22 protein-coding genes and 1 pseudogene are annotated in these 24,480 nt (G+C 45.0%); 2 read left to right on the forward strand and 21 right to left on the reverse strand.

From position 1 onward, the window contains the following. Positions 1-22: 22 nt before the first annotated feature. From rplC to tgt, 4 genes are all read right to left on the reverse strand, one after another. The gene (gene rplC, locus ADI76_RS05530; RefSeq protein ID WP_003010846.1) at positions 23-649 is read right to left on the reverse strand and encodes a 50S ribosomal protein L3; all 627 of its coding nucleotides are present in this window, start codon (positions 647-649) and stop codon (positions 23-25) included. A gap of 81 nt (positions 650-730) precedes the next feature. Next, the gene (gene rpsJ, locus ADI76_RS05535) at positions 731-1,039 is read right to left on the reverse strand and encodes a 30S ribosomal protein S10 (RefSeq protein WP_003009585.1); all 309 of its coding nucleotides are present in this window, start codon (positions 1,037-1,039) and stop codon (positions 731-733) included. Positions 1,040-1,317: 278 nt separating this feature from the next. After that, the gene (locus tag ADI76_RS05540) at positions 1,318-1,938 is read right to left on the reverse strand and encodes a uridine kinase family protein (RefSeq protein ID WP_049515052.1); all 621 of its coding nucleotides are present in this window, start codon (positions 1,936-1,938) and stop codon (positions 1,318-1,320) included. Between the two features lies 1 nt (position 1,939). Further along, positions 1,940-3,082: a tRNA guanosine(34) transglycosylase Tgt gene (gene tgt / locus ADI76_RS05545; RefSeq protein WP_049515053.1), complete on the reverse strand. Its 1,143-nt coding sequence runs from the start codon at positions 3,080-3,082 to the stop codon at positions 1,940-1,942. A 150-nt stretch (positions 3,083-3,232) separates the two neighbouring features. On the opposite strand from tgt, the gene ADI76_RS05550 reads away from it, so the two are divergent. Further along, positions 3,233-4,102, forward strand: coding sequence for a DUF975 family protein (locus ADI76_RS05550; RefSeq protein ID WP_049515054.1), 870 nt, complete (start codon positions 3,233-3,235; stop codon positions 4,100-4,102). Positions 4,103-4,160: 58 nt separating this feature from the next. Here ADI76_RS05550 and ADI76_RS05555 read toward each other — a convergent pair whose 3' ends face one another. The 16 genes and pseudogenes from ADI76_RS05555 to hisS form a co-directional block, all read right to left on the reverse strand. Then, positions 4,161-4,613, reverse strand: a complete 453-nt coding sequence (locus tag ADI76_RS05555) for a CoA-binding protein (RefSeq protein WP_021154247.1) — start codon at positions 4,611-4,613, stop codon at positions 4,161-4,163. Between the two features lie 134 nt (positions 4,614-4,747). Further along, positions 4,748-7,393: a DNA polymerase I gene (gene polA / locus ADI76_RS05560; protein WP_049515055.1), complete on the reverse strand. Its 2,646-nt coding sequence runs from the start codon at positions 7,391-7,393 to the stop codon at positions 4,748-4,750. Between the two features lie 257 nt (positions 7,394-7,650). Continuing rightward, complete coding sequence (locus ADI76_RS05565) at positions 7,651-9,114, reverse strand: alpha-L-fucosidase (RefSeq protein ID WP_049515056.1); 1,464 nt, start codon at positions 9,112-9,114, stop codon at positions 7,651-7,653. A 141-nt stretch (positions 9,115-9,255) separates the two neighbouring features. Continuing rightward, entirely contained in the window at positions 9,256-10,032 is a 777-nt protein-coding gene (trpA, locus tag ADI76_RS05570; protein ID WP_049515057.1) for a tryptophan synthase subunit alpha, read from the reverse strand. A 1-nt stretch (position 10,033) separates the two neighbouring features. After that, positions 10,034-11,239, reverse strand: a complete 1,206-nt coding sequence (trpB, locus tag ADI76_RS05575) for a tryptophan synthase subunit beta (protein WP_049515058.1) — start codon at positions 11,237-11,239, stop codon at positions 10,034-10,036. Beyond that, positions 11,229-11,816: a phosphoribosylanthranilate isomerase gene (locus tag ADI76_RS05580; protein ID WP_049515059.1), complete on the reverse strand. Its 588-nt coding sequence runs from the start codon at positions 11,814-11,816 to the stop codon at positions 11,229-11,231. The genes trpB and ADI76_RS05580 overlap by 11 nt, the downstream gene beginning before the upstream one ends. Beyond that, positions 11,803-12,570: an indole-3-glycerol phosphate synthase TrpC gene (gene trpC / locus ADI76_RS05585; RefSeq protein ID WP_049515060.1), complete on the reverse strand. Its 768-nt coding sequence runs from the start codon at positions 12,568-12,570 to the stop codon at positions 11,803-11,805. The genes ADI76_RS05580 and trpC overlap by 14 nt, the downstream gene beginning before the upstream one ends. Continuing rightward, positions 12,567-13,571 carry an anthranilate phosphoribosyltransferase gene (gene trpD, locus ADI76_RS11695; RefSeq protein WP_049515069.1) on the reverse strand — a complete coding sequence of 335 codons (1,005 nt, stop codon included), beginning with the start codon at positions 13,569-13,571 and terminating at the stop codon, positions 12,567-12,569. Before trpD ends, trpC begins: the two co-directional genes overlap by 4 nt. A 9-nt stretch (positions 13,572-13,580) precedes the next feature. Then, a pseudogene (locus ADI76_RS11700) lies at positions 13,581-14,141 on the reverse strand (aminodeoxychorismate/anthranilate synthase component II); the annotation flags it as partial. Then, positions 14,138-15,496, reverse strand: a complete 1,359-nt coding sequence (gene trpE / locus ADI76_RS05595; protein WP_049515061.1) for an anthranilate synthase component I — start codon at positions 15,494-15,496, stop codon at positions 14,138-14,140. The pseudogene ADI76_RS11700 and the gene trpE, both read right to left, overlap by 4 nt. A 498-nt stretch (positions 15,497-15,994) precedes the next feature. Beyond that, on the reverse strand, positions 15,995-16,357 hold the full coding sequence (locus tag ADI76_RS05600) for a DUF1304 domain-containing protein (RefSeq protein WP_049515062.1): 363 nt from the start codon (positions 16,355-16,357) through the stop codon (positions 15,995-15,997). A gap of 15 nt (positions 16,358-16,372) precedes the next feature. Continuing rightward, positions 16,373-16,801 (reverse strand): MarR family winged helix-turn-helix transcriptional regulator, encoded by a 429-nt coding sequence (locus ADI76_RS05605; RefSeq protein WP_049515063.1) that lies wholly within the window; start codon positions 16,799-16,801, stop codon positions 16,373-16,375. Positions 16,802-17,069: 268 nt separating this feature from the next. Further along, entirely contained in the window at positions 17,070-17,699 is a 630-nt protein-coding gene (locus ADI76_RS05610) for an HAD-IA family hydrolase (protein ID WP_049515064.1), read from the reverse strand. Next, a complete protein-coding gene (locus tag ADI76_RS05615) occupies positions 17,696-18,973 on the reverse strand; it encodes an MATE family efflux transporter (protein ID WP_049515065.1) in 1,278 nt (425 codons plus the stop codon). The genes ADI76_RS05610 and ADI76_RS05615 overlap by 4 nt, the downstream gene beginning before the upstream one ends. Positions 18,974-19,023: 50 nt before the next feature. Then, positions 19,024-20,508: a threonine synthase gene (thrC, locus tag ADI76_RS05620; protein ID WP_049515066.1), complete on the reverse strand. Its 1,485-nt coding sequence runs from the start codon at positions 20,506-20,508 to the stop codon at positions 19,024-19,026. A gap of 180 nt (positions 20,509-20,688) precedes the next feature. Next, positions 20,689-21,972, reverse strand: coding sequence for a histidine--tRNA ligase (gene hisS / locus ADI76_RS05625; RefSeq protein ID WP_003010893.1), 1,284 nt, complete (start codon positions 21,970-21,972; stop codon positions 20,689-20,691). A 170-nt stretch (positions 21,973-22,142) separates the two neighbouring features. Between hisS and ADI76_RS05630 the strand changes: the two genes are divergently transcribed. Further along, a complete protein-coding gene (locus tag ADI76_RS05630; protein WP_049515067.1) occupies positions 22,143-22,484 on the forward strand; it encodes a metal-sulfur cluster assembly factor in 342 nt (113 codons plus the stop codon). Between the two features lie 163 nt (positions 22,485-22,647). Here the strand turns inward: ADI76_RS05630 and ADI76_RS05635 are convergent, their stop codons facing one another. Then, positions 22,648-23,922, reverse strand: coding sequence for a uracil-xanthine permease family protein (locus ADI76_RS05635; RefSeq protein ID WP_049515068.1), 1,275 nt, complete (start codon positions 23,920-23,922; stop codon positions 22,648-22,650). Positions 23,923-24,480: the final 558 nt, after the last annotated feature.

Here is a 24,480-nt window from a genome sequence, read left to right on the forward strand (position 1 = left end):
TGACTGTATTCCCCTTTCCTTATTATTTACCAGCTTTAACTGCTGACTTGATAGTGATAAGAGATTTCTTAGCACCTGGTACGTTACCTTTGATAAGGATAACGTTCTTTTCTGGAACAACTTGTACAACTTCAAGGTTTTGAATTGTTACACGATCGCCACCCATACGTCCTGCAAGGTTTTTACCTTTGAATACGCGGTTAGGTGCAACAGGTCCCATAGAACCTGGACGACGGTGGTAACGAGAACCGTGAGCCATTGGTCCACGTGATTGTCCGTGGCGTTTGATAACACCTTGGAAACCTTTACCTTTAGAAGTACCAGTTACATCAACAATGTCTCCAGCTTCGAAAGTGTCAACTGTGATTTCAGCACCAACTTCCAAGCCTTCAACGTTTTTGAATTCACGAATGAAGCGCTTAGGAGCCGTGTTAGCTTTTGCTACATGTCCTTTAGCAGGTTTGTTGCTCAATACTTCGCGTTTGTCATCGAAACCAACTTGGATAGCGTTGTAACCATCTGTTTCAACAGTTTTAACTTGAAGAACAACGTTTGGAGTTGCTTCGATAACTGTTACAGGGATCAATTCGCCAGCTTCAGTGAAGATTTGAGTCATTCCCACTTTTTTCCCTAAGATTCCTTTTGTCATGAGAAAATAGTTCCTTTTCTATAGTTTTTTATTCAAAAAGTTTTTAACGAGCGTTTTTTATGCTCTGGATCAAGCTTTAGATTAAAGTTTGATTTCTACGTTTACACCACTTGGAAGATCCAATTTCATCAAAGCGTCAACTGTTTTTTGAGTTGGGTTGATGATGTCGATCAAACGTTTGTGTGTACGCATTTCGAATTGTTCGCGAGAATCTTTGTATTTGTGAGTCGCACGAATGATTGTGTAGAGGCTACGCTCAGTTGGAAGTGGGATTGGACCCGCAACTTGTGCACCTGTACGAGTAGCTGATTCTACGATTTTTGCAGCCGCTGTGTCAAGTGTACGGTGTTCGTACGCTTTCAAACGGATGCGGATTTTTTTGTTTGCCATCTTTTTCTCCTTTTCGTCTATTTAAGATAATAGGCTAGCTCCACAAGAAAACCGACGCGCGTTGCGTGGCAATGCAACCGAGCGTGTCGCAACCTCTTGCATCAAAGCTAATAGCTGTTTTTCACAGCACCATAGTAGTTTAACACAAACAAAGGCCCAATGCAAGGGATTTGAGAAGATTTTTTTCGTTTTTTTGATGAAAGTGTTTTCGAAAGAAAAAGCGTGCTAAAAAAGTTGCTATTATATAGAAAAAAAGTTCTACTTTTCAGTAGAACTTCCTATTCTTTTTCAATACAAAATTGATCTTGTGATGTATTGACCAGGATATCCGCTTCGCCTTCCATCGGTTGATAATACTGATGGTATTGTTCTCGCCTGATCTGGTGAGTTCGATAGATGAAGTCTATCTCTCGATTTCGTTGGGCAACGTCTCTGCTTAATCGTCTTTCTAGCTCCGTAAGATCATCTGTGTAAAAACAAATGGTTTGATCAAACAAAGATTTTGGTAAAAAAGCTACTGACATCCCTTCTACGATGAGAATAGGCTTGTTCCCAGATAATATATGGCTTGGAGACCATGGCTGATCAATCGTTCGTATATCCATCCCTGCTTGAAGGGCTCGAATATCTCGTTCTAAACTTGCCAATTCATGGGCACTCGACAGACACGCAGTTACTTTTTGGTCCGGTAAGTCTTTTGGCACAACCAATCCTCTTGGTTTTCCAATAATATAGGGATCTGTCTCTAAAAGATTAACTTTTGTGGGGTCCAATCGCTTACAGAGCGCTTTTGTAAAGGTTGTTTTTCCTGAACCACCATGACCATAGATCCCAAGGGTCTGCAATTCTTTTGTCTGGAGCTTTTTTACCAAGGAGTCTAATAGTCTTTCGCGATCCATCCTAGAAATTCCGTCCTGACTTGTTATAGCCATATTTTTCGACGAAATGCTCACGGAATTCTAAGAGATTGTCATCCATGATGGCTTGACGGACCTGCTTCATGAGGCTGATCAAGAAATACAAGTTGTGGTAGCTGGTCAAGCGAATGCCGAAGGTCTCATCTGCCTTGAGGAGGTGGCGAAGATAAGCTCGGGTGTAATTCTTACAAGTGTAGCAATCACATTCGGGATCCAGCGGTGTAAAGTCTTCTGCAAATTGCGCATTTTTCACTACTAGGCGACCTTGGCTAGTCATACAGGTACCATTTCGCGCAATCCGCGTCGGCAAGACACAGTCAAACATGTCCACTCCACGAATAACGCCATCAATCAGACTGTCTGGAGCTCCTACTCCCATGAGATAGCGTGGCTTGTTTTCTGGTAAGAGCGGAGTAGTGAAATCAAGCACGGCATTCATCTCTTCATGGCTTTCCCCAACAGCTAAGCCACCGATGGAATAGCCTGGGAAGTCCATGCTGACTAAATCTTGAGCAGACTGACGGCGCAAGTCTTCAAATCCAGCCCCTTGGACAATCCCGAAAAGACCTTGATCATGAGGGCGACGGTGAGCCTTTAGGCCACGTTCTGCCCAACGACTGGTCCGTTCGATTGATTTTTTCACATAATCATAGGGCTGATAGAACTGAGGGCATTCATCAAAGGACATCATGATGTCGCTTCCTAGATTGTTTTGGATGGAGATGGCCTTTTCTGGAGATAGGAACATCTTCGAGCCGTTGAGGTGGTTTTTAAAGGTTACCCCTTCTTCGGTGATGTTGCGGGTATCCGCTAATGAATAGACTTGGAAGCCTCCACTATCTGTCAAAATCGGCTGGTCCCAGTTCATGAACTGGTGCAGTCCTCCTGCTTTTGCGACCAAGTCGTCCCCGGGACGAAGCCAGAGATGGTAGGTATTGGCCAAGATAATGCCGGAACCCATTTCCTTGAGTTCTTCTGGCGATTGGGTCTTAACGGTTGCCTGAGTCCCTACAGGCATAAACATTGGGGTTGGGAAGGTCCCGTGAGGGGTGATAATTTCTCCCAGACGAGCACCTGTATGCTTTTCTTTTTTGATTAATCGATATTGAATCGGTGAATCTGTCATGGTTACCTCCGTACTGGGAAAAACAGTCCCAGCCTTCTTATTCCTGTCACAGTTTTCCTGTGAGCACCTGTACGATTGTACCAAATTTTACCGGCTCTGTCACGGACTTATGTTATAATAAAAAGTACTACTATGAAGAGAGTGTCATCTATGAACCTTAAATTGATTCGCCTCCGGGCACGTACCATGCAAGTCCAGCAACCGGGCTTAGCTATCCTTTTTGCTCTTCCGGTCCTGTTGACCATTCTTGCTAACTTTCTCTTAAGCGGGCAAGATCTGGTCGATCTACTACCGGATATGACCTTGCAGCAAGCAAGTATCTACATGATCCAGCGGCAACTCTTTCCTTCTGTCGTCTCCTTTGTCATCTCCATTTTAGTGGTTGGTGCGACTTTTAGCTATTTAGATACGATTAATCCCAAGATCGAACACCGAACACGTGTCTTAGATATCTTTAAACAAGATCGCTTTACCTCTGTATTTGCCACCTTGATCTTGAAGCAAGCCGTCCTCTTTTTATGGGGACTCATCCTCTATGTGGGGAGTCTCATCAGCACCTACGCCAGCATTCGATTTTTAGCGATCTACGATAAGGTGAGCAACCCTAGCACTCTGAGTGCTTCCAGTCCTGAATTCCAATCTCTCATGCAACAAATGCCTCTGATGACTGCTGGTGTCATACTTGGCCTGATTGGCCTCCTCTTTTACCTGCCACAATACTACAGTCTCAGCTTGGTCGAATTGATCCTCTATGAGCAATTACGAGACGGCGACTACAAGGGAGCCTTTGGAGTCCTTCGCCAAAGTCGTGAAACCATGAAAGGGTTCCGCAGCAATCGCTTGGTACTCGATCTAACCTTGATTGGTTGGTACTTCTTGAATTACTTCACGCGCGATGTCATCGGCTTTTATACCATGCCTTACTTTATCAACTGCCAAATTGCCTTTTATGATCAAATCAAGCAGATCAAACAAGGGCCGCGCCATTTTACAGGCCATTCAAGCCATGAAACTGAATAAGAGTAAGAAGAAAACCCCAGCAAGCTGGGGTTTTCTTCTATGATCAATTGTTTATCATTTATAAACCGTATAGGGAGTCTCCTAAGATCAGTCGGGTGTGTTCCCGTTTGATACAGCGGTTCATGACGATATCTTCTCGTCCAGCTCCACGAAGGATTTCTTCTGCTTCTTGATTTTCCAGCTCCAATTGTGCCCAGAAAATTTTCGCATCCGTCTCAATAAAATCACGTGCCACATCTGGTAAAAACTCACTGCGTCGGTATACATCGACGATATCTACTGGGAAAGGAATCTCCTGCAAGCTAGCATACACCGTTTCTCCAAGAATCTGGCCACCGGCTGCACGAGGATTAACAGGAATAATCCGATAGCCCCTCTCTTGCATCTCCTTACTGACACGATGACTGGTCGTATCTTCACGATCAGATAATCCAACTACAGCGATGATCTTGCTCGTTTCTAGGTAATGTTTGATAATGCCATCACTAGGATTGCGAAATGAATAAGCCATAAGAATCTCCTTTTGTATGCGTTTCCTTTCTTTAAATAGTATAACAATACGGAAGGCATTGCAAGTGTTTGTCATTAAAAGAGGTAGGAAACTGAAAAGTCTCCTACCGCTTTCTGTTTTGAACAAACTCAATTTTATTTGGCTTCATACCATGTCTTGCCTTCGTTTTCATCGGCTTCCAGTGGTACTGCAAGTTCGATAGCGGATTCCATGGTCTCTTTGACTAGTTCTTTGATCGCTGCCAGTTCATCACTTGGCACTTGCAGAACGATTTCATCATGCACTTGAAGAAGCATCTTGGTCTTGTATGCTCCTCTTTCTAGCGCTTGGTCCAAGTGGATCATGGCAATTTTCAAGATGTCTGCTGCAGATCCTTGGATCGGTGAGTTAATAGCTGTCCGCTCCGCAAAGCCTCGAACATTGAAGTTGCGAGAATTGATATCTGGAATCTCCCGACGACGCTTGAAGAGAGTCTCCACATAGCCTTTATCACGCGCTTCCCGTACCACTCTCTCCATATAGTCCTTGATGCCAGGGTAGCGTTCGAAGTAGGTCTCAATATAAGCCTTGGCTTCTTTTCGACTGATCCCTAGGTTGTTAGACAGTCCAAAGTCGGAAATTCCATAAACCACACCGAAGTTTACTGCTTTTGCATTGCGACGGTCGTTCGGCGTCACATCTTCAGGTTTTGCAATATTGAAAACTCGCATAGCAGTCGATGTATGGATATCTGCCCCATGTTTAAAGGCGTCAATCAAATGCTCATCTCCCGAAATATGGGCCAAGACGCGCAGTTCGATTTGTGAATAGTCCGAACTCAGCAAGACACTGTTTTCCTCTTCTGGGACAAAGGCCTTACGAATAAGACGACCTTGTTCCAAACGGACAGGAATGTTTTGCAGGTTGGGATCCACACTGGACAAACGGCCTGTCTGCGTCAAATCCTGTACATAGCGGGTATGGATCTTCCCATCTTCCAAAATCCAATCTTGAAGACCGATGACATAGGTCGACTGGATCTTAGCAATTTGGCGGTATTCAAGAATCTTAGACACAATCGGTGCAATTGGAGCCAGGCGTTCCAAGACATCAACGGCTGTTGAATAGCCGGTTTTTGTCTTCTTAGTATATTCAAGAGGGAGTCCCAATTTTTCAAAGAGAATGACCCCCAATTGTTTTGGAGAATTGATATTAAACTCTTCTCCTGCAAGCTCGTAGATTTCTTGAGTCAAGCGCTCCAAGACCACTTCGTTTTCCACCTGCATGTCTTCTAGGGTCTGACGCTCTACCTTGATCCCCGCGATTTCCATCTTGGCCAAAACAGCTGCTAGCGGTTGCTCCATATCATAGAGCAAATCTAGTTGGTCATGGGCCTGCAACTGCTCTACCATGGGCTCTTCGGTATCCAGTAGAACAGCGACTTTCCGTGCCAAATGCTCTAATAGGACCGCCTTTTCTGGGATAGCTCTTTTGGCTCCCTTGCCATAAACGACTTCGTCCAGCGGCAGCGCAATCTGACTATAGAGACTCGCAATGGTTGAAATTTCATTGTCCTCTACGGTCGACAAGAGATACTTGGCCAATCGACTGTCAAACGCGGGATTTTGAAGGGAAATGCCCAAGTGGCTGAGCAAGACCTTGGCCCGCTTGAAGTCATAGACCTTGAGGGGCGTTTTTTCGAGAAATTCTTTGAAAATCGGTGTTTGTAAAAGACCAGTATCCGTACTCGCGTAGAGCTGACCTTCGGTCCCCCATGCAAAACCGATGATGGGTTCCGTATGGTAATTGTCCCCAAAAATCTCAAAATGGAAGAAACTATCTTCCGTGAGCATATCTGAAGTGACTTGCTCGACTTCTGTATAGTCAATGGCTACAGGAGCTGCTTCTTCTCCACTGAGATCCAAGGCCTGACGGAGTTGCTTGAAGCCCATCTCCTCATAAAACTTGGCGAGATTTTCTAGATGAGGGCCCGTATAGGTGATATCGTCAAGTCCAATTTCAATAGGCGCATTGGTATCAATGGTTGCGAGAGTCTTGGATAGGTAGGCCTGCTCCTTGTCATTGATGAGGTTTTCCTTCATCTTAGAAGCCTTCATCTCATCGATATGCTCGTAAATACCATCGAGAGAGCCATACTCTAGGAGTAGTTTGATCCCTGTCTTTTCTCCGATCTTAGTCACACCTGGGATATTATCCGATTTATCTCCCATCAAGGCCTTGAGGTCGATAAATTGCTCTGGTGTCAGCCCCATCTTTTCTTTGAGATAGGCCGGAGTGAATTCCTCAAACTCCGCTACCCCTTTTTTGGAAATCTCAACCACCGTATTGTCATCTGTCAGCTGGATCAAATCCTTATCCCCAGAGACAATGGTGACTTCAAATGGCACCGAAGTAGTTTCTGCCATCTTATCTAGTGTTCCAATAATATCATCCGCTTCATACTGGGCCAGCTCATAATGGCGGATTCCCAAATGATCCAGTTGCTCACGAATGAAAGGAAACTGCTCGCGGAACTCATCTGGAGTTTTTGCACGGCCCCCTTTGTAGTCGGCATACATCTCCGTCCGAAAAGTCGTCTTTCCTGCATCAAAAGCAACGAGGACATGGGTCGGTTGGATGCGCTCTAAGAGATGGCTCAACATGAGGTTAAAGCCATAAACCGCATTGGTATGCAGACCATTAGCATTTTTGAAACGGTCAATTTGATTATAGAGTGCAAAAAAGGCACGAAAAGCGACGGAAGACCCGTCGATGAGTAGTAATTTATTCTTTTTTTCCATAGGCCTATTATACCACGAATCACAAGGTCTCTGGTACATAAAAACTCTACCCTTTCGGGTAGAGCCTTCTTTAGGAGTTTCTTATGAAAAATGAAGAGAAGTGTTTATTCGCCGTAACAAGAACCTTGTTGTGGCAATTTCTTAAAGCGTTTTGGATAATTAACTGAGATTTTCATTTTCTGTACCTCATTTCTTATTGGATGAGTACAGTATACAAGAGAAACCTAAACGATTCCTTATAGAAAGCTTCAAGAAAACTAAAAGCTGAGGCGCAAAACACGCGGTTGTTTTTTCCTGCAAGCTGGTAACTGAAGATGGAGCCCTGTCTCATCTTGGCTCCAAGAAAGGGGCTGGCTTTCTCCAAGGAGCTCTAGCTTTTGAATGCGCGCATGAAGGATTCTCGGTTGCTTGAGGTCATAGGCGAGAGACGGCAAGGTCAACTCTTCCGTCCTTCCACTTGGTTCCAGCTGGATAGCATAAAGAAAGCCATCACGCATGGTATAGCGGAAATCTCGGCTGGTATAGAGTGGCGCTTGCCCGTCTGAGAAGGAACCTTCCCGGGCCTCGGTCGGTCCGTCTGATGACACCCGCCAAGGCCGACTCTGATAAATGGCTTCTCCATTTACCTCCAGCCAGTCCCCAATCTCTGTGAGGATGTCTTGGTCTTGCTCAGGGATCGTGCCATCTGCCTTGGGTCCAATATTGAGCAGAAGATTGCCATTTTTGGCCACAACATCAACTAAATTTTGTAGCAATTCCTTACTGGTCTTGTAGGCTAGATCCTGGGTATAACACCAAGAATTACGGGCAATTGCGGTATCCATTTGCCACGGAAAGGCTTGCGTCTCTCCGTAGCCTCCCCGCTCCATCTCAACGATTCCTGAACCGAAAGGGAGGGCATCCTGTTTGTAACAAACAGCCACCTTTCGATCCTCTTGTGCTGCTAGATTGTAATAATAAGCCAAAAAGCGCATCAAGTAGGGACGGAAACTCTCATGCTGGATCCACCAGTCAAAATAAAGGAGCTCTGGCTGGTAGTCCCGCACCAGTTCACAGGTTCGCAACAGCCAATCTTCCAAGAATTCTTTACTTGGATAAGGCTTGGAAGTCAGATCAAAATGATCCTTGGGCTCTGGCTCGGCTGGCCAATAAAGGCTGTCTCTTGGGACTTCCTGCGGAATGTCACTAGTGAATTCCTTGCCATGTGAAAAGAAAAACTGGTGTTCTGCCCGGTGAGAGGACGTACAGAAGTGCAGGCCACGTTTTTCTGCTTCCTCCCTCAGCTCTCCTAAGACATCTCGTCTCGGCCCCATTTCTAAACTATTATAAGGCGAGAGAGTAGAGGCATACATCTGAAAACCATCGTGGTGCTCCGCAACTGGAAAAAGATACTGGGCTCCCGCTTTTTGAAAGAGATCCAGCCAAGATGCCGGATCAAATTGATCGGCTGTAAAAAGAGGAATGAGATCCTTGTAACCAAAGCTAGCCTGGTCTCCGAAATGCTCTCGATGATAGTCATAGCAAGGATTGCCTTGGATATACATATTTCGCGAATACCATTCTGAACCGAAGGCAGGTACACTGTAGACGCCCCAGTGGATAAAGATCCCAAATTTGGCATCTCGATACCAATCTGGACAGATTTGATGGCTAAGAGAGTCCCAGGTTGGTTCAAAAGGACCTGACTGGACGACTTGATCAATCTCTTCAAGGCTTATCATTCTCTTCTCCTCTTTTCTTGTTACTACCTCTATTGTAACGAGAAAGCCTCGTTTGTAAAGACAAACGAGGGGAATGTTTAAAATAGTAGACAAAGAGCTTGATCTAGGAGAATCAAGCTGATGATGAATGAAATGAAGCTTCTAGCCCTTCACTGCTTGAGAAATAAAACGAGCGATGGCGTCTGTCTCCCCTTGGTGGAGAGCCTTAACGATTTTGGACCCCACAATCACTCCATCTGAGACCTTGTTGAAACGGTGAACATCCTCCATGCTGGAAACTCCAAAACCTGTTAAAACAGGAATGGACGCTATTTCGTGTAATTGGGCCAAGTGATGGTCCAAGTCATCTCGATAGCTACCAGCTTTCCCCGTCACTCCATTGACAGCAACGGCATAGATAAATCCTTCTGCATCATGGATCAATTTCTTCTGACGCTCGATTCCTGTGGTTAAGCTCACTAGCGGCACCAAAGCGATGTCTTTATCCACTAAGAGAGGCTCTACCAGATCTGCATGCTCATGAGGAAGATCCGGAATAATCACTCCCTTGACCGCTGTTCCTTCTACATCTCTAAAGAAGTTTTCAAGCCCATATTGGAACAAGGGGTTGAAATAGGTCATGATGACCAAAGGAACACTTGTCTCTAAGTGCTGGATCGTTTGTACCAGTTCCTGTGTCGTCGTCCCATGGGCTAAACTTCTTAGTCCCGCCTCTTCAATCACAGGGCCATCTGCCACCGGATCTGAAAAAGGAATGCCAACTTCAATGGCTGAGACACCAAGCTCCTCCAAAAATTGGATGGTTTCCTGCAAACCTTCCAAGCCTTTTTCATGATCTCCTGCCATGATATAAGGAACAAAGATCCCTTGCTGCTGGTCTTTCAGCTTTTGTAAATGCTCTGTTAAGGTCTTTCCCATCTTACTCTCCTCTCTCTTGTTCTAGGCGGTCTTTGACTTGTACCACATCTTTGTCCCCACGTCCTGATAAGCAAACGATCATAGATTTTTCAGGCCCCATTTCCTTGGCCAACTTCACCGCATAGGCGATAGCATGGCTCGATTCCAGAGCTGGAATGATTCCTTCTACTTTCGAAAGCAATTGAAAGGCTTCTAGGGCTTCTTGGTCTGTCACAGGCACATAGGTTGCCCGCTTGATTTCATGGAAATAAGAATGCTCTGGCCCAATCCCAGGGTAATCGAGACCTGCCGAAATCGAGAAGGCTTCTAAAATCTGTCCATGGGCATCCTGTAACACATCCATCAATGCGCCGTGAAGGACTCCGGGACGCCCCTTGGTCAAGGTTGCTGCATGCTGGTCTGTATCTACTCCAAGGCCAGCAGCTTCCGCCCCATACATGGCAACAGATGTATCCTCAACAAAAGGATAAAAGAGCCCAATAGCGTTCGATCCGCCTCCTACACAGGCTAGGACGGCATCTGGCAACGCACCATCATTTTGCTCTGCAAATTGGCGTTTGGCTTCTCGACCGATGACACTTTGAAAATCACGGACAATTTCTGGGAATGGATGAGGTCCTAGAGCAGAACCCATGATATAGTGGGTATCCTCCACATTTGCTACCCAGGCTCTAAGAGCAGCATTGACCGCATCCTTGAGGACACGTGACCCATCTGTTACTGATTGAACCTTGGCGCCCAATAACTCCATCCGAAAGACATTGAGGGCTTGGCGTTTGACATCTTCTTCCCCCATGTAGATGGTGCATTCCATATCAAATAAAGCAGCAGCCGTTGCCGTTGCAACACCGTGCTGTCCGGCCCCTGTTTCTGCGATGATCTTCTTTTTGCCCATCCGATGTGCCAATAAAACCTGTCCTAGGGCATTATTAATTTTATGAGCCCCTGTGTGGTTGAGGTCTTCCCTTTTAAGAAAAATCTTGGCTCCACCGACATACTTGGTAAGATTTTTAGCGTAATAGAGCGGTGTTTCCCGACCGACATATTGTTTCAGAAGCTGATCCAATTCTGCTTGAAAAGAAGGATCTGCTTGACTTTCTCTGTAGGCTTCTTCTAATTCTAAAACTGCTGTCATCAAGGTTTCAGGAACAAATCGTCCCCCGAACCGCCCATAAAATCCGTTTTGATCTGGTTGTTTATATGCCATGCTTGACCCTTTCTATAAATCGTTTTATTTTTTCTTGATCTTTTTTTCCATTTGTCTCGACCCCACTGGATACATCCACCGCATAAGGATGAAAGAAGCGAATGGCATCTGCTACATTGTCTTCCGTCAAGCCTCCTGCAATAAAGAAAGGCTTTGTAACGTTTTGACTTTCGAGTTCTTGCCAGTTAAACGTCTCTCCACTTCCTGCTACAGGAGCATCAAAGAGCAGATAATCGGCACTGGTCTCAGGAAGAGTCGCGTCTTTCCCCACTTGAACAGCGCGAATCATTTGTTGGGGAAGGTCTTGCAAGATGGTTTCATCCATCGGTCCATGCACTTGTATCAGGTCCAAACCCACAACTTGGCAAGCTTGCTCCACTTCTTCTCTTTGTGGCGATACAAAAACACCGACTTTTTGAACCCCCTTTGGAATCCCTGTAGCCAACTGCCGAGCTTGTTCCAACGTGACTTGCCGTTTGCTTGGTGCAAAGACAAAACCAATGTAGTCCGCACCGGCTTCAACAGCCGTCTGCACGGCTTCTGGAGTGGACAATCCGCAAATTTTAACCTTTGTCAATCTGCAACTCCTTTACTTTTTCAGCCACATTGTCTGCCTTCATGAGGGCTGTCCCAACGAGAATGCCATTAAAATAAGGAGCCAGCATACGCGCATCTGCTGCTGTGAAAATAGCAGACTCCGAGATGTAAACCGGTTCTTGTTCAAAGCTTGTCGCCAATTCAAGGCTAGTATGAAGATCTGTCTCAAAGGTCACCAAGTTGCGATTATTGACCCCTATGATCTGAGCCCCAATCCGGTGAGCGACCTCTAGTTCTGTCAGATTATGGGTCTCCACCAAGACCTCCAGGCCCAGATGGGTCGCAAACTCATAGAGCTCCTTCAGACGAGCCTCTGATAAGGCTGCAACAATCAACAAGATCACAGTCGCCCCTGCGTTTCGCGCCCGAATCAGTTGCTTTTCATCCATAATGAAATCTTTGTTGAGGGTGGGAATACGCACCTGACTAGATATTTCGCGGAGATACTCGATACTGCCCTTGAAAAACACTTCATCGGTCAAGACAGAAATCATCACGGCCCCATTTTCTTCGTAAGTCTTAGCCTGCGCGACGATATCCACATCGACATGAATATCTCCCAGACTCGGGCTGGCCTTTTTCACTTCCGCAATGACCTGAAGCTTTTCTGGATGGCTCTTTAGGTAATCATACAGGCGGTAGGTCTCGCGCAAAGGTTGGAGCTCCTCTTCTTTCATCGCAGCCACTTCACGCGCCTTTTCCTTTAGAATCTTTGGTAAGAATTCTTGACTCATTTTTGATACTCCTGTAATAATCTCAATTTCTCAAGGGCAGCCCCACTGGCAATCACTTCACGTGCCAAGGCAATCCCTTCCTTGATAGAATCTACCTTGCCATTGGCATAAAAACCAAGGCCAGCATTCAGGACAGTCACCTCTAAGAAGGGACTCGCTTCATTCTTCAAGACGCTGAGCAAAATTTCCGCATTGCGTTTGGCGTCTCCACCACGTACTTGATCAATTTCAATGCGCTCCATTCCGATATCTTTTGGTTGAAAGCTGGATAAGGTAACCTGTCCATTTTCCAGAATAGCGAGCTGGGTTTCCCCATCAAGACCTGCCTCGTCCAAACCTTGTGGACCACTCACCACCACTGCGCGTTTCCTTCCTAAATTCTTTAGAATCTCTGCCGTACTTTCCAGCATATCCGGACGACTGGTTCCCAATAGCTGGGTTTCTAGAGGAATCGGATTGATAAGAGGACCAGTTAAGTTCATCACCGTTGGGACCCCTAGCGCCAAGCGAGCGGGCATAATATAGCGCATGCCAGGGTGCAAATTTTTGGCAAATAGAAAGACAATGCCCGATTTTTCAAACACTCGTCCCAAGTCTTCTGGACCCAAATCAAGGTTAATCCCTAGCGCTTCTAGCACATCCGCAGAACCAGATTTAGAAGAGATCGAGCGATTTCCGTGTTTCGCCATCTTGACACCACCGCCAGCGAGAACAAAGGCAGCTGTTGTTGAAATATTGAAACTATAAGAACGATCGCCCCCAGTTCCACAATTGTCCATCGCTCCTTGAACTTCTGTAGGAATAGCGACTGCATAAGCCTGCATCACTTTTGCAATAGCCGTCCGTTCTTCAACAGTTTCCCCCTTCATTTTGAGGCCTAGAAGCAGGGCCGTCACCTGCGCTTCTGAAGCACGACCAGCAACGACTTCCTCCATAGCAGCTTCTAACTCTGCACCGGTTAGATCCATTCCTTCCGCTACTTTAGCAAGCACTTGTTTCATCTTCCGCTCCTTGACTAGTTTGACAAAATTTTCGATGGTCTTGAGCCCATCTGGCGTCCCGATACTTTCTGGATGGTATTGGAAACCATAAATCGGTAAGCTGCGGTGTTGAATTCCCATAATTGCTTGATCATCCGTCGTCCGAGAGGTAATGACAAAATCCTCTGGCATGTCTTCAATCGTCAGCGAATGGTAGCGCATGACTGGGACTTCTTTTGCGACACCCGCGTATAGAGGAGAGGGAGCTTCTAGCTGGATCTGGCTTTGTTTGCCATGCATGACCTGTGGCGCCAATCCCAAGCGCCCTCCAAAAACTTCCGCAATCGCTTGATGTCCCAAGCAGATCCCCAAGATTGGTTTGATCCCTGCGAAATCTCGGATCATCTCCTCCATCTTGCCCGCATCCTTTGGCCAACCTGGACCTGGAGAAAAGACCAAGGCATCTGCTTCTTGGGCAACTTGGTACAGATCCGGATCATCATTTCGAAGCACCTGGACCTCATCAAATTTTCCGATATACTGTGCTAAATTGTAAGTAAATGAATCGTAATTATCGACTAATAAAATCATCCTTCTTCTCCAATCCTTGTCATCGATTTTGCCTTATTGACGGTTTCTTGGTATTCATTTTCAGCAATCGAATCATAAACGATTCCTGCTCCGGCCTGCACATAAGCCTTCTTATTTTTGAGGATCATGGTTCGAATGGCAATAGCAAAATCAAGATCCCCCGTCACAGAGAGATAGCCAATAGCTCCCGCATAGACGCCTCGTTTCTCTTTCTCTGCTTCATAGATCCGCTTCATGGCTCGGATTTTCGGAGCACCCGAAACGGTTCCAGCTGGAAGAGTTGCCTTCAGAGCCTCAATGGAGGCTAGCCCCGGAAGTAATTGCCCCTTGACAACACTGGTCAGGTGCATGACATAACGGAAGAATTCCACTTCCATATATTTGGTCACTTCGACCGTCCCATTTTGAGCGATACGCCCAATATCGTTTCGCCCTAGATCCACTAACATGCGGTGTTCTGCGACTTCTTTTGGATCCCCTGTCAACTCAGCTGCCAATTGCCGATCAGCCTCTTCATCAATCCCTCTGGGACGTGTACCAGCAATGGGATTAGTTGCCACCACTCGGTCCTTGACTGACACCAGACTTTCTGGACTGGCCCCGATAATTTGGTACTCCCCAAAATCATAAAAGTAGAGATAATTCGAAGGGTTGGTCACGCGCAAATTGCGGTAATAATCCAATGGTTTCCCTGAAAAATCAGCTGAAAAACGTTGACTGAGCACGCATTGGAACATATCTCCTTTTCGAATATAGTCCCGCGCTAGGGCCACCATTTCTTCAAACTCTTTTTGCTCCAAATGATTGTGGAAATGAAGCGCATGCAGATCCTTGTCCTGAAACTCTTCCTTTGCAGGTCTTGCCAACTGCTCTAACACTTGCTCCAGACTCGACGCTTGCTCTGCTTCACTTCGCCCACTATAGAGGTTCTCTTCCACCACATAGACCTTTTCCTTTTTGTGATCAAAAATCACATAGCTCTCATATAAGAAAAAGTGAAGATCTGGTGTGCCGATCGTATCTTCAGGAATGGAGCCAATGTTCTCATAGAGACCAATCAAGTCATAGCCGACAAATCCAATCGCCCCACCGTTAAAAGGGAGCTCTTCAGAAGTTTTCGTTTTGACCGTGATGCGGTTCAAAAAGTCCAAAGGATCCTCTTCAACAATTTGATCATTGTAATAGAGAATGCCATGTTCAAACTTGACTTCACTGACTGGCCGATAGGCTACAATTGAAAAACGCGCATTCTCTTTTTCACGAGGGATCGACTCCAAAATCATTTTATGGGGCGCATCCAAACGCATATAAGCCAAAATTGGACTCAAAACATCAGCAGATAAAACTTTTTTCATATCAGAAACCTCTCTTCTAGAACTCTTTTATTCTAATGAATTCAGCTGGCTAAGGCTAGCTGGGTCATCATACGTTCAATTATCTCTTTGGGATCAATGTGCCTAAGCTCTCTTCGCTTGCTAAGGCACATAGAAAAGCCCTCACACAAAAACTGTGTGAGGGCGTAGTGTCCGCGGTGCCACCTCTTTTATAGGGAAAAATAGCTGGTCTTTCCCCATATCTCTATCTCCTCTATCAAGGAGTTGCACGGTAAGGGGTGCCAACCGAATTCACATGGGTTAGAATTCATTGATCATAACAGTCCAATTTTCATCAGTCGCTATTGCTTGTTCGCAATTCCCACAAGCTCCCTGAAAATAGCCGACTCATTACTTTTCTGTTGCTACCATTATAACCCTTTTTCTTCGAAAGTCAATAAAATTTTTAGTCTTTTTTTATACTTTTTTCTATACTTATTTAATAAAATCAGCCAAAAGATCCCTAGCGAAACGTCTTTTTTATCCCAAAAATAGGATACTCAACAAAGTCAAAATTGCAGGACCGCCTTGAGTCAAGATAATCTTTTTATTGGCTGTCATCGCACCGTAAGCCGCTGCTCCAATAATAAAGAGCACAAAAATCGTAACGACTTCAATATTTTTGGACACAAACAATCCATACAAGAGGAAGACACCGATCAAGGCATTGTATATCCCTTGATTTTTAAATAAAGAGGTCACAGATGGACGAGCGAGTTCTTCTTTCTCCATGTTGAAAACCCGACTGGTGGTATCAGATGTGGTTCGGATACTCTCCAAATAAAATATGTATAAATGCTCCAGTGCAGCAAGACTTGCTAAAACAATTGTTAGTAATGACATCGTAGATTCTCCTTTTTATTCAATCGTTATTTGTTCAATACCAGATACTAATTTGTCCAGCAGGTAAGAAAATTGCTCTTGTTCTTGAGCAGTCAAAATGCGGCTCATCTGATCTTTCACTGCCACATGATAGCGAGGGGGATGTTTGACCAACCGATTATAGGCCATATCCGTCAAATGAATTACAATTTCCCGCTGGTTTTTTGGATTTCGACTCCGATGGACAAACCCTTCCCTTTCCAATATTTTGAAATGCCGGGTTAAAGCCGCTGGATCAATCTGTAAACGTTCCTGAACCGCGATCTGATTGCAAGGTGCTTGTTCTAATAAATACTGCAAAATTTGATAACGTGTTAAGCTAATCCCTAGTCGCTTTTCAAATAGCTGTGTAGTCGATTGATCTGCCAAACGTAGTTGGTAGAGCAAATCATTTATTTCTGCCATATTCCTTCTCCAAATTATTTTTGATGCATCAATAATTGATTAGTCAATCATAAACTTTTTCTTCCATCCGGGCAAGAAAAAAAGCTGGCACTGTTTTTTCGCACAAAAAAAGCCGCCTGATTGGGCGACTCTTAGGGAGATTATTATGAAAAAGAAAAGTTTTAGGATTTTTCTAAACAAAGTTAGGAGGTCTTTGTTTATGGTTCTATTATAGCGGACATTTCTTAAAGAAAGCTTACGACTTTATTTCAAAATGAAAACAATCTCTTTACAGATTCTTTTCAGCGTTTAAAATAGCTGGAATATCTAGTAAACTTTCCATCTGATAATTACCTTCATAGTCAGACGTCAAGAAATTGATACTCTGAATCTGGCTATTTCTTGCAAAGTCAATATCCAGGCTCCGATCCCCAATATAGTAGATCTTTTCCGGATGCAACCCGTACTTCTTCATCAGATAAATGGCTGCTTCTGGGTTAGGCTTGCGTGCAAAACCACTTTGACTGGTCAAAATCTCTTTAAAAAAAGATTCCAAACCCAAGTCCCGTAGGATGACCAAGGCATTCTCTCCCTTATGGGTATAGACAAATTGTTCTATACCAGCATCCTTCGCCCAGGACAGGACATCACGCGCCCCCTCCATCAGAAGGACCTGGGCATTTTTCTCTGCTAGACTTTCTGCTCGGCGAAGATTTAAGTCAGTCACATCCAGTTGATGCTCTGCTGCCACCTCGACTAAAAGATCTTGAACCGAGTGCTTTAAGATGTAGTCTTTAATGCTGGCTCGGTCAAACGGAAGCTGATAAGATGCATAGGTCTCCTCAAGACCCGCCAGAATAGCATCATAGGAATCCAGCAAGGTGCCATCCAAATCCCAAATAAAAGCTCGTTTTGTCATTTTCTCTCTCCTACTTTTCGTCTATAAAGTTGGCTCAAAAACAGCCAGCGAAAGCCATTGTCCAGCAAGGTCCCTGTCCAGACCCCTGGAAGGCCAAAGCCAAGGGTTACTCCAAGCAGATAACCGGCTCCAATTCGAATGACCCACATGCCAATGGTCGTTGCATAAAATGGAAGTTCCCCATTTCCTAAGCCTTGCCAAACAGCAGTATAGATGACTGTTCCTGCTGTAAAGGGTGTTCCTAACAAAGAAAAGAGGACAACCGATAGGCTAGCTTCTACCGCTTTCGCATCTTGTGTGTAGAGATGGGTCAGAAGGGTGCCCCCGAAAAAGATACCCAGAGCAATGGGCAACATCAATACAAAGGACAGCCAGTAAGACTGCTTTCGAAGGCGGTCAATCTGCTCAAAATCCCCTTCACCGAGGCTTCGTGCTACGAGCATGACCGTCGCTGTGGCCACTCCAAACACCGGCATGTAGTTAAACTGGGTCAAGGTCTCTCCGATGGCATTTCCGGCGACTGCCTCAGTCCCAAAAGCAACCACGATCGCAATGATCACCACATCTCCAGCTCGCATCATCAGCCGTTCTCCGGCAGCTGGAAGCGCTAAGTTCAAGAGCTTACGATCCAATCCCCAACGAAGGGGGGCAAAGGGTAACTGGACTTTTTGCCACAAGAGGATGACCCCAACCAGACGGGCTAGCACAGTCCCCAAAGCTGCTCCGACAATGCCCCAACCAAAAAGGAAAATAGCCACAGAGGAGAATAAAGCATTCAAAACATTGGTCAACAAGCTGACATACATGGGAATACGTGGATTGTTGGCCACCCGAACCAAGGAGCCCAAGGTCGTCATCAATCCTAAGAGAACAATGGTCCCGCCGACCAAGGAAAGGTAAATCCCCCCACTTTCGGCGACTGCAGCTTCCGTTCCCAACAGCGAAATCATCTGGCGTCCAAACAACAGCGAAGCCCCTCCTAAGAGAGCACTCACCAACAAGGTCACCTTTAGTGACTCTGTCGCATGGTAGGCAATGTTGGCTTGATTTTTTTCACCCAAGCTTTTGGACATGACACTGGCAACTGCCGCACCCAGTGCCAAAAAGATGGCTTGATAGATGGTGATGATATTGCCTGCGACAGAAACACCCGAGATGGCAATCAAGCCCAGGTGAGCCACTAAATAAGAGTCCACCATACCCATCAGCATTTGTAAGAAATTTTCACCCATGGCAGGAAGGGCGATATTTAAGATTTTTTTGTATGAATTCATGCGTATATAAAAGAGCCAAACGGCTCTTTTGATCTTTCTAATACAGAGAATTAAAGTCCCAAGTAGTCTTCTACGGCTGCTTGCATGTCTTTGGCTGCCACGCTTGTACGATGGCGAACCGGTGCAGTTTCAAGGCCGTCTACAGCCGGTGGCACAGGAACACCTGAGAGTGTGTGTAATTTAGCCAAGGCTTCGAAATCACCTAGACCTGTCTCGCCTGTCACCGCTTCTACTGCTACCACTGGGAATTTATAAGGACTTGCTGTAGAGGCAATGACTGTTTTAGCAGTATCTCCTGTTTGGCTCCGGTATTTTTGATAAACGGCTGATGCTACGGCTGTATGAGGGTCTTCGATGTAATCAGACGCTTCATAGACCCGCTTGATCTCTGCAGCAGTTTCTGCTTCATCTGCGTATGCAGCCGCAAACAAATCTAAGATGTCTGCATCAAAGTTGAACAATTGGTACTGACCTGTTGCAACAAGGCTTTCCATCAATTCTTTGGTCTTTGTGGCATCATTGCCTACCAAGTGGAAAATCAAGCGTTCCAAGTTTGAAGAGACCAAAATATCCATCGATGGGCTAGTGGTCACCTTGAACTCACGTTTCTTATCATAGACATGTGTTTTGAAGAAGTCTGTCAAGACATTGTTTTCATTTGACGCACAGATCAATTTCCCAACTGGAAGACCGATTTGTTTGGCATAGAAAGCTGCCAAGATATTTCCAAAGTTTCCTGTTGGGACGGTAAAGTTGACTTTTTCTCCCGCTGTGATTTGGCCTGTCTTCACCAATTGCGCATAGGCGTATACGTAATAGACAACCTGAGGCACCAAACGACCAATGTTCATAGAGTTGGCTGATGAGAATTGCATCTTGTTGGCTGCTAATTTTTCACGGAGCGCCACATCATTGAACATGTGTTTGACATTGGTTTGGGCATCGTCAAAGTTTCCATCGATGGCGATGACATGGGTATTGTCCCCCGTTTGAGTCGTCATTTGCAATTCTTGCACCTTGCTGACACCATCTTTTGGATAAAAGACAATGATCTCTGTCCCTGGAACATCGGCAAAACCTGCCATGGCAGCTTTACCAGTGTCCCCTGATGTCGCTGTCAAGATGACGATTTTATTTTCCAGACCGTGCTTTTTAGCTGCTGTTGTCATAAAGTAAGGCAAGATCGACAAAGCCATATCTTTAAAGGCAATGGTTGAACCATGGAAAAGTTCCAAGTTGTATTGGCCATCGAGTTTGACAAGCGGAGCAATGGCTGGCGTATCAAACTTGCTGTCATAGGCATGAGAAATACAGTAGTCCAATTCTTCTGCCGTAAAGTCGTCCAAAAAGGCTGACAATACAAGCTTAGCCACTTCTTGGTAAGAAGCGTCTTTGAGGGTGTTAAAATCTAGCTCCACTTGAGGATAAGAGACCGGAGTAAACAAGCCGCCATCTGTTGCCAAACCTTGAAGGATGGCTTGACTAGCTGTTACAGTATTTTTTTCATCTCGTGTTGATTGGTAAACTAATGTCATGACTGTTTCATTCCTTTACTAGTAGTCTTCTCATTATATCATAAATGTCAGAAAATTTAACGGCTTTTCGCCAAATCTTGGCAAAGGTCGGCAAACAGAATCAAGATAAAAGAGAGCAGGAGCAACCATTTTGCCCCTACTCCCAGATAAATTTTGTCTATACTTGTCCTTCAAGCTCGATTAGGCCAATCCCAACTCTGCTAAGACAGATGGGAAGTCTTTCTTCAAGCTTTCAAGAGCTACCGTCACTTCTTGACGAGTTTGGTTATTTTTCACAGTAACTTGACCGCTCTCAACTTCACTACTTCCTAAGGTAATCAAGGCTTTGGCCGCAAAGACATCTGCTGACTTAAATTGTGCCTTGAGCTTGCGTCCAAGGTAATCACGTTCTGCCTTGAAACCTTGGATTCGAAGGGCCTGAACCAAGCTAAGCGCTGCTTCATTGACTTCATCTCCTAGGACGGCAATATAGGCATCTAGGCCTGTTTCGATCGGTAATTCAATGCCTTTCTTTTCAAGAACGAGAAGGATCCGTTCCACACCGATACCAAATCCAAAACCAGCTGTCGCAGGGCCACCGAAGTATTCAACCAAACCATCATAGCGACCACCCGCACAAACTGTCAATTCATTGCCTTCAATTTCTGTAATGAACTCAAAAATCGTGTGGTTGTAGTAATCCAAGCCACGCACCATATTGGTATCGATGACATAGGCTACACCTAAATCTTCTAACATCCGACGAACCGCATCAAAATGCGCTTGGCTTTCTTCATCAAGATAGTCTAGGATGGAAGGAGCCTGTTCAACCGCGGCCTTGTCTTCTTTTTCTTTTGAATCCAAGACACGAAGCGGATTTTCTTCTAAGCGACGTTGGCTGTCCTTAGACAATTGATCCTTCATTGGCAAGAGATAATCAATCAAGGCTTGACGATAAGCCTGACGACTAGCAGGGCTTCCCAAGGTGTTCAAGTGCAAGGTCACATTATCAATCCCTAGTTCTTTCAGGAATTGCGCTGCCATGGCAATGGTTTCGACATCCGTTGCAGGATTGCTCGATCCAAAGCATTCTACCCCAATTTGGTGGAATTGACGCAAACGACCTGCTTGAGGACGTTCGTAGCGGAACATTGGGCCTATGTAATAGAACTTACTTGGTTTTTGTACCTCAGGCGCAAAGAGTTTATTTTCTACATACGAGCGGACAACAGGAGCTGTTCCTTCTGGACGAAGCGTGATATGACGGTCTCCCTTGTCATAGAAGTCATACATTTCTTTGGTAACGATATCCGTCGTATCCCCTACTGAACGGCTGATGACTTCATAATGTTCGAAGATCGGTGTGCGGATTTCATCATAATTGTATCGCGCAAAGACCTTGCGTGCAAAGCCTTCTACATATTGCCATTTCGCTGAATCGCCAGGAAGGATATCCTGGGTCCCTTTTGGTTTTTGTAATTTCATAGCCTTCATCCTTTGTCTTACTTTTGCCTCTATTTTACCACAAATTCGAAGAGAAATGGAGACTGGACCGAATTTCCTTCGTTCGACACGTTCAAATTCTCTTTCTCTTCTTGCCTTATCAGCCGAATTATGAGAAAATGGAAGCCATACTACACTGAAAGGATCTTGCGATGAGAGAGGATATCAAAATCAATGACCGCGCCCTGGCACTAGAGAAGCCGTTAATCGAACAATTGGAGCTTGTATTTGATACCGATGTTGAGTTAGACGTCTATAACCTAGGACTGATCTACGAGATCCATCTAGATGAAGCCGGTACTTGCAAGGTGGTCATGACCTTCACCGATACGGCTTGTAGCTGTGCTGAGAGCCTTCCGATCGAAATCGTCGCTCGCCTAAAAGAAATTGAGGGGATCGAAGATGTCAAGGTTGAAGTGACTTGGTCACCCGCATGGAAAATTACACGAATCAGCCGATACGGGCGCATCGCCCTTGGCCTTCCGCCACGATAATAAGCATTGCCTTTTTAAAAATGCAGTCAACTAATGAAGGAATGCCTCTTTGGAAATCCAATCCACAATAAAAAAACGAGGAACACCAGCTCTGCCATCAGAGTCTGTTCCTCGTTTTTTATGATGATTGAATCCATTAAAACTTTTTCAACACCAGAATGGACTAAGCCTCATCAGCTTTTGGTTCTGGAAGGATTTGATACAACACAATCCCAAGAATGGTTGACGTTGCGACACCAGTGATTTGAAGACCACCGAGGTCAATCATCAAACCACCGATCCCTGATACCAAGATCACACTTGCAATCAAGAGATTCTTTTTATTATCAAAATCAATCTTATGTTCAACTAAAATTTTCAAACCGCTAGCAGCGATAACCCCAAAGAGGGCAATAGACAAACCTCCCAATACAGGAGTTGGAATAGAGTGCAAGAGTGCTGATAGCTTCCCAATAAAGCTCATGACAACCGCAATCACTGCTGCGCCTGAAATAACGTAAACTGAGTAGACCTTACTAAGGGCCATCACCCCAATGTTTTCCCCATAAGAAGTTACCGGAGGAGCTCCAAAGAATCCAGCAATAATCTGTGCCAAGCCATCACCAGTAAGCGTATGGTCAAGCCCTGGATCCTTGAAGTAATCACGCTCAGTCAAACTATTTAAAACCATGAGGTGGCCAAAATGTTCCGTCATGGTCACAAAGGCAATCGGAGCCATGGTCAAAATCGCACTTGGATAGAGCTTAAAACTATAATCCACAAATGGAATGTCAAAGTTTGGAACTTGAATCCAATGCGCCGCACTTACCTCTGAGAAATTGACAAAACTATGTCCTGTCAGCAAACCAAGAGCCAATGAGAAAATATAGCCCACAATTAATCCAAGTAAAATTGGGACGACACCGACAATCTTCTTGCCATACATGTTAAAGAGGATAACCGCAAAGAGGGTCACCATCGAAATCAATAGAGCATAACCACTATAGCTTTTATTTAAGGTTGTCGCATCAGTGACTGCATTCGCCGCAAGACTCAAACCAATTACCATGATAATGGGACCAACCACGATTGGTGGAAGGACCTTATTAATCCAGTCTTTACCCGCATGCTTAACAATCAGAGCTACAAACAAGTAGACCAAACCACCCGCCATGGCACCTTGGGCAACTGCTGCGATTCCATCTGTCTTCATCAACATCTGCATAGCAGCAATATAAGCAAAACTAGACCCCATATAAGCAGGAATCTTATACTTAGTCACTGTCAAGTGAGCCAAGGTCCCCAAACCAGATGAGAACAAAGCAATGGCAGGATCAATCCCAACCAAAATCGGCACCAGCACTGTCGCCCCAAACATGGCAAACAAATGCTGGAAAGATAAACCAACCAATAAACCAGGTTTTGGCATATCATTCACATCATATTTAACGTCATTCACGATCGTAAAAACCTCCTAAAATTAAGATGCGACAAGCTATGGCTGAACAAAAACGTCTACCTTCGACGACCAAATCGTAAGGATGCACTCCCTACTTCCATCATCGACGATTTCTTTTTTATCAAACCACTTTTCAACTATACAAAAAAATCCCCCACAACAAGGAGATACACAAAATATAGGCTGGTCTTCCCAGGCCTTTCATTTCCATAGCTCCTTGCCTGCCTCTCTGGACAGTATTAAAGGATTGATTCGATTAGTCACAATTATAGCAAATTATAGATGGATTTACAAGAAAAATAACAGATGATACACCCAAATCCCCCAAAAAGTAATATTCATACGTTTTAGCGACAGGGTTTAAAATAGCCACTCTGAACCCAAAAAAGAGGCTGGAACAAAAGTCCTAGCCTCTCAATTATTTTTGGATTGTCGAGCAAGACGCAGTGGTTGAGTGGGTTCTACTACACTGATTTCATCAGCTTTTACAGCCCCACTCAACTGTGCGGAGGTGGGACGACGAAATCGAATTCTAACGAATGACCGATTTCTGTCCCA

Source organism: Streptococcus parasanguinis (assembly GCF_001074805.1).
Taxonomy (GTDB): Bacteria; Bacillota; Bacilli; order Lactobacillales; family Streptococcaceae; genus Streptococcus; species Streptococcus parasanguinis_A.

Bases quoted from the DNA above. Each gene is read 5' to 3' on its own strand.
- rplC (WP_003010846.1), bottom strand. From the start codon at position 649: ATGACAAAAGGAATCTTAGGGAAAAAAGTGGGAATGACTCAAATCTTC.
- ADI76_RS05610 (WP_049515064.1), bottom strand. From the start codon at position 17,699: ATGACAAAACGAGCTTTTATTTGGGATTTGGATGGCACCTTGCTGGAT.
- ADI76_RS05600 (WP_049515062.1), bottom strand. From the start codon at position 16,357: ATGTCATTACTAACAATTGTTTTAGCAAGTCTTGCTGCACTGGAGCAT.
- ADI76_RS05565 (WP_049515056.1), bottom strand. From the start codon at position 9,114: ATGATAAGCCTTGAAGAGATTGATCAAGTCGTCCAGTCAGGTCCTTTT.
- thrC (WP_049515066.1), bottom strand. From the start codon at position 20,508: ATGACATTAGTTTACCAATCAACACGAGATGAAAAAAATACTGTAACA.
- trpC (WP_049515060.1), bottom strand. From the start codon at position 12,570: ATGAGTCAAGAATTCTTACCAAAGATTCTAAAGGAAAAGGCGCGTGAA.
- trpD (WP_049515069.1), bottom strand. From the start codon at position 13,571: ATGAAACAAGTGCTTGCTAAAGTAGCGGAAGGAATGGATCTAACCGGT.
- trpB (WP_049515058.1), bottom strand. From the start codon at position 11,239: ATGGCATATAAACAACCAGATCAAAACGGATTTTATGGGCGGTTCGGG.
- trpA (WP_049515057.1), bottom strand. From the start codon at position 10,032: ATGGGAAAGACCTTAACAGAGCATTTACAAAAGCTGAAAGACCAGCAG.
- ADI76_RS05550 (WP_049515054.1), top strand. From the start codon at position 3,233: ATGAACCTTAAATTGATTCGCCTCCGGGCACGTACCATGCAAGTCCAG.
- rpsJ (WP_003009585.1), bottom strand. From the start codon at position 1,039: ATGGCAAACAAAAAAATCCGCATCCGTTTGAAAGCGTACGAACACCGT.
- ADI76_RS05605 (WP_049515063.1), bottom strand. From the start codon at position 16,801: ATGGCAGAAATAAATGATTTGCTCTACCAACTACGTTTGGCAGATCAA.
- trpE (WP_049515061.1), bottom strand. From the start codon at position 15,496: ATGAAAAAAGTTTTATCTGCTGATGTTTTGAGTCCAATTTTGGCTTAT.
- polA (WP_049515055.1), bottom strand. From the start codon at position 7,393: ATGGAAAAAAAGAATAAATTACTACTCATCGACGGGTCTTCCGTCGCT.
- ADI76_RS05630 (WP_049515067.1), top strand. From the start codon at position 22,143: ATGAGAGAGGATATCAAAATCAATGACCGCGCCCTGGCACTAGAGAAG.
- tgt (WP_049515053.1), bottom strand. From the start codon at position 3,082: ATGACAGATTCACCGATTCAATATCGATTAATCAAAAAAGAAAAGCAT.
- ADI76_RS05615 (WP_049515065.1), bottom strand. From the start codon at position 18,973: ATGAATTCATACAAAAAAATCTTAAATATCGCCCTTCCTGCCATGGGT.
- ADI76_RS05555 (WP_021154247.1), bottom strand. From the start codon at position 4,613: ATGGCTTATTCATTTCGCAATCCTAGTGATGGCATTATCAAACATTAC.
- ADI76_RS05540 (WP_049515052.1), bottom strand. From the start codon at position 1,938: ATGGATCGCGAAAGACTATTAGACTCCTTGGTAAAAAAGCTCCAGACA.
- hisS (WP_003010893.1), bottom strand. From the start codon at position 21,972: ATGAAATTACAAAAACCAAAAGGGACCCAGGATATCCTTCCTGGCGAT.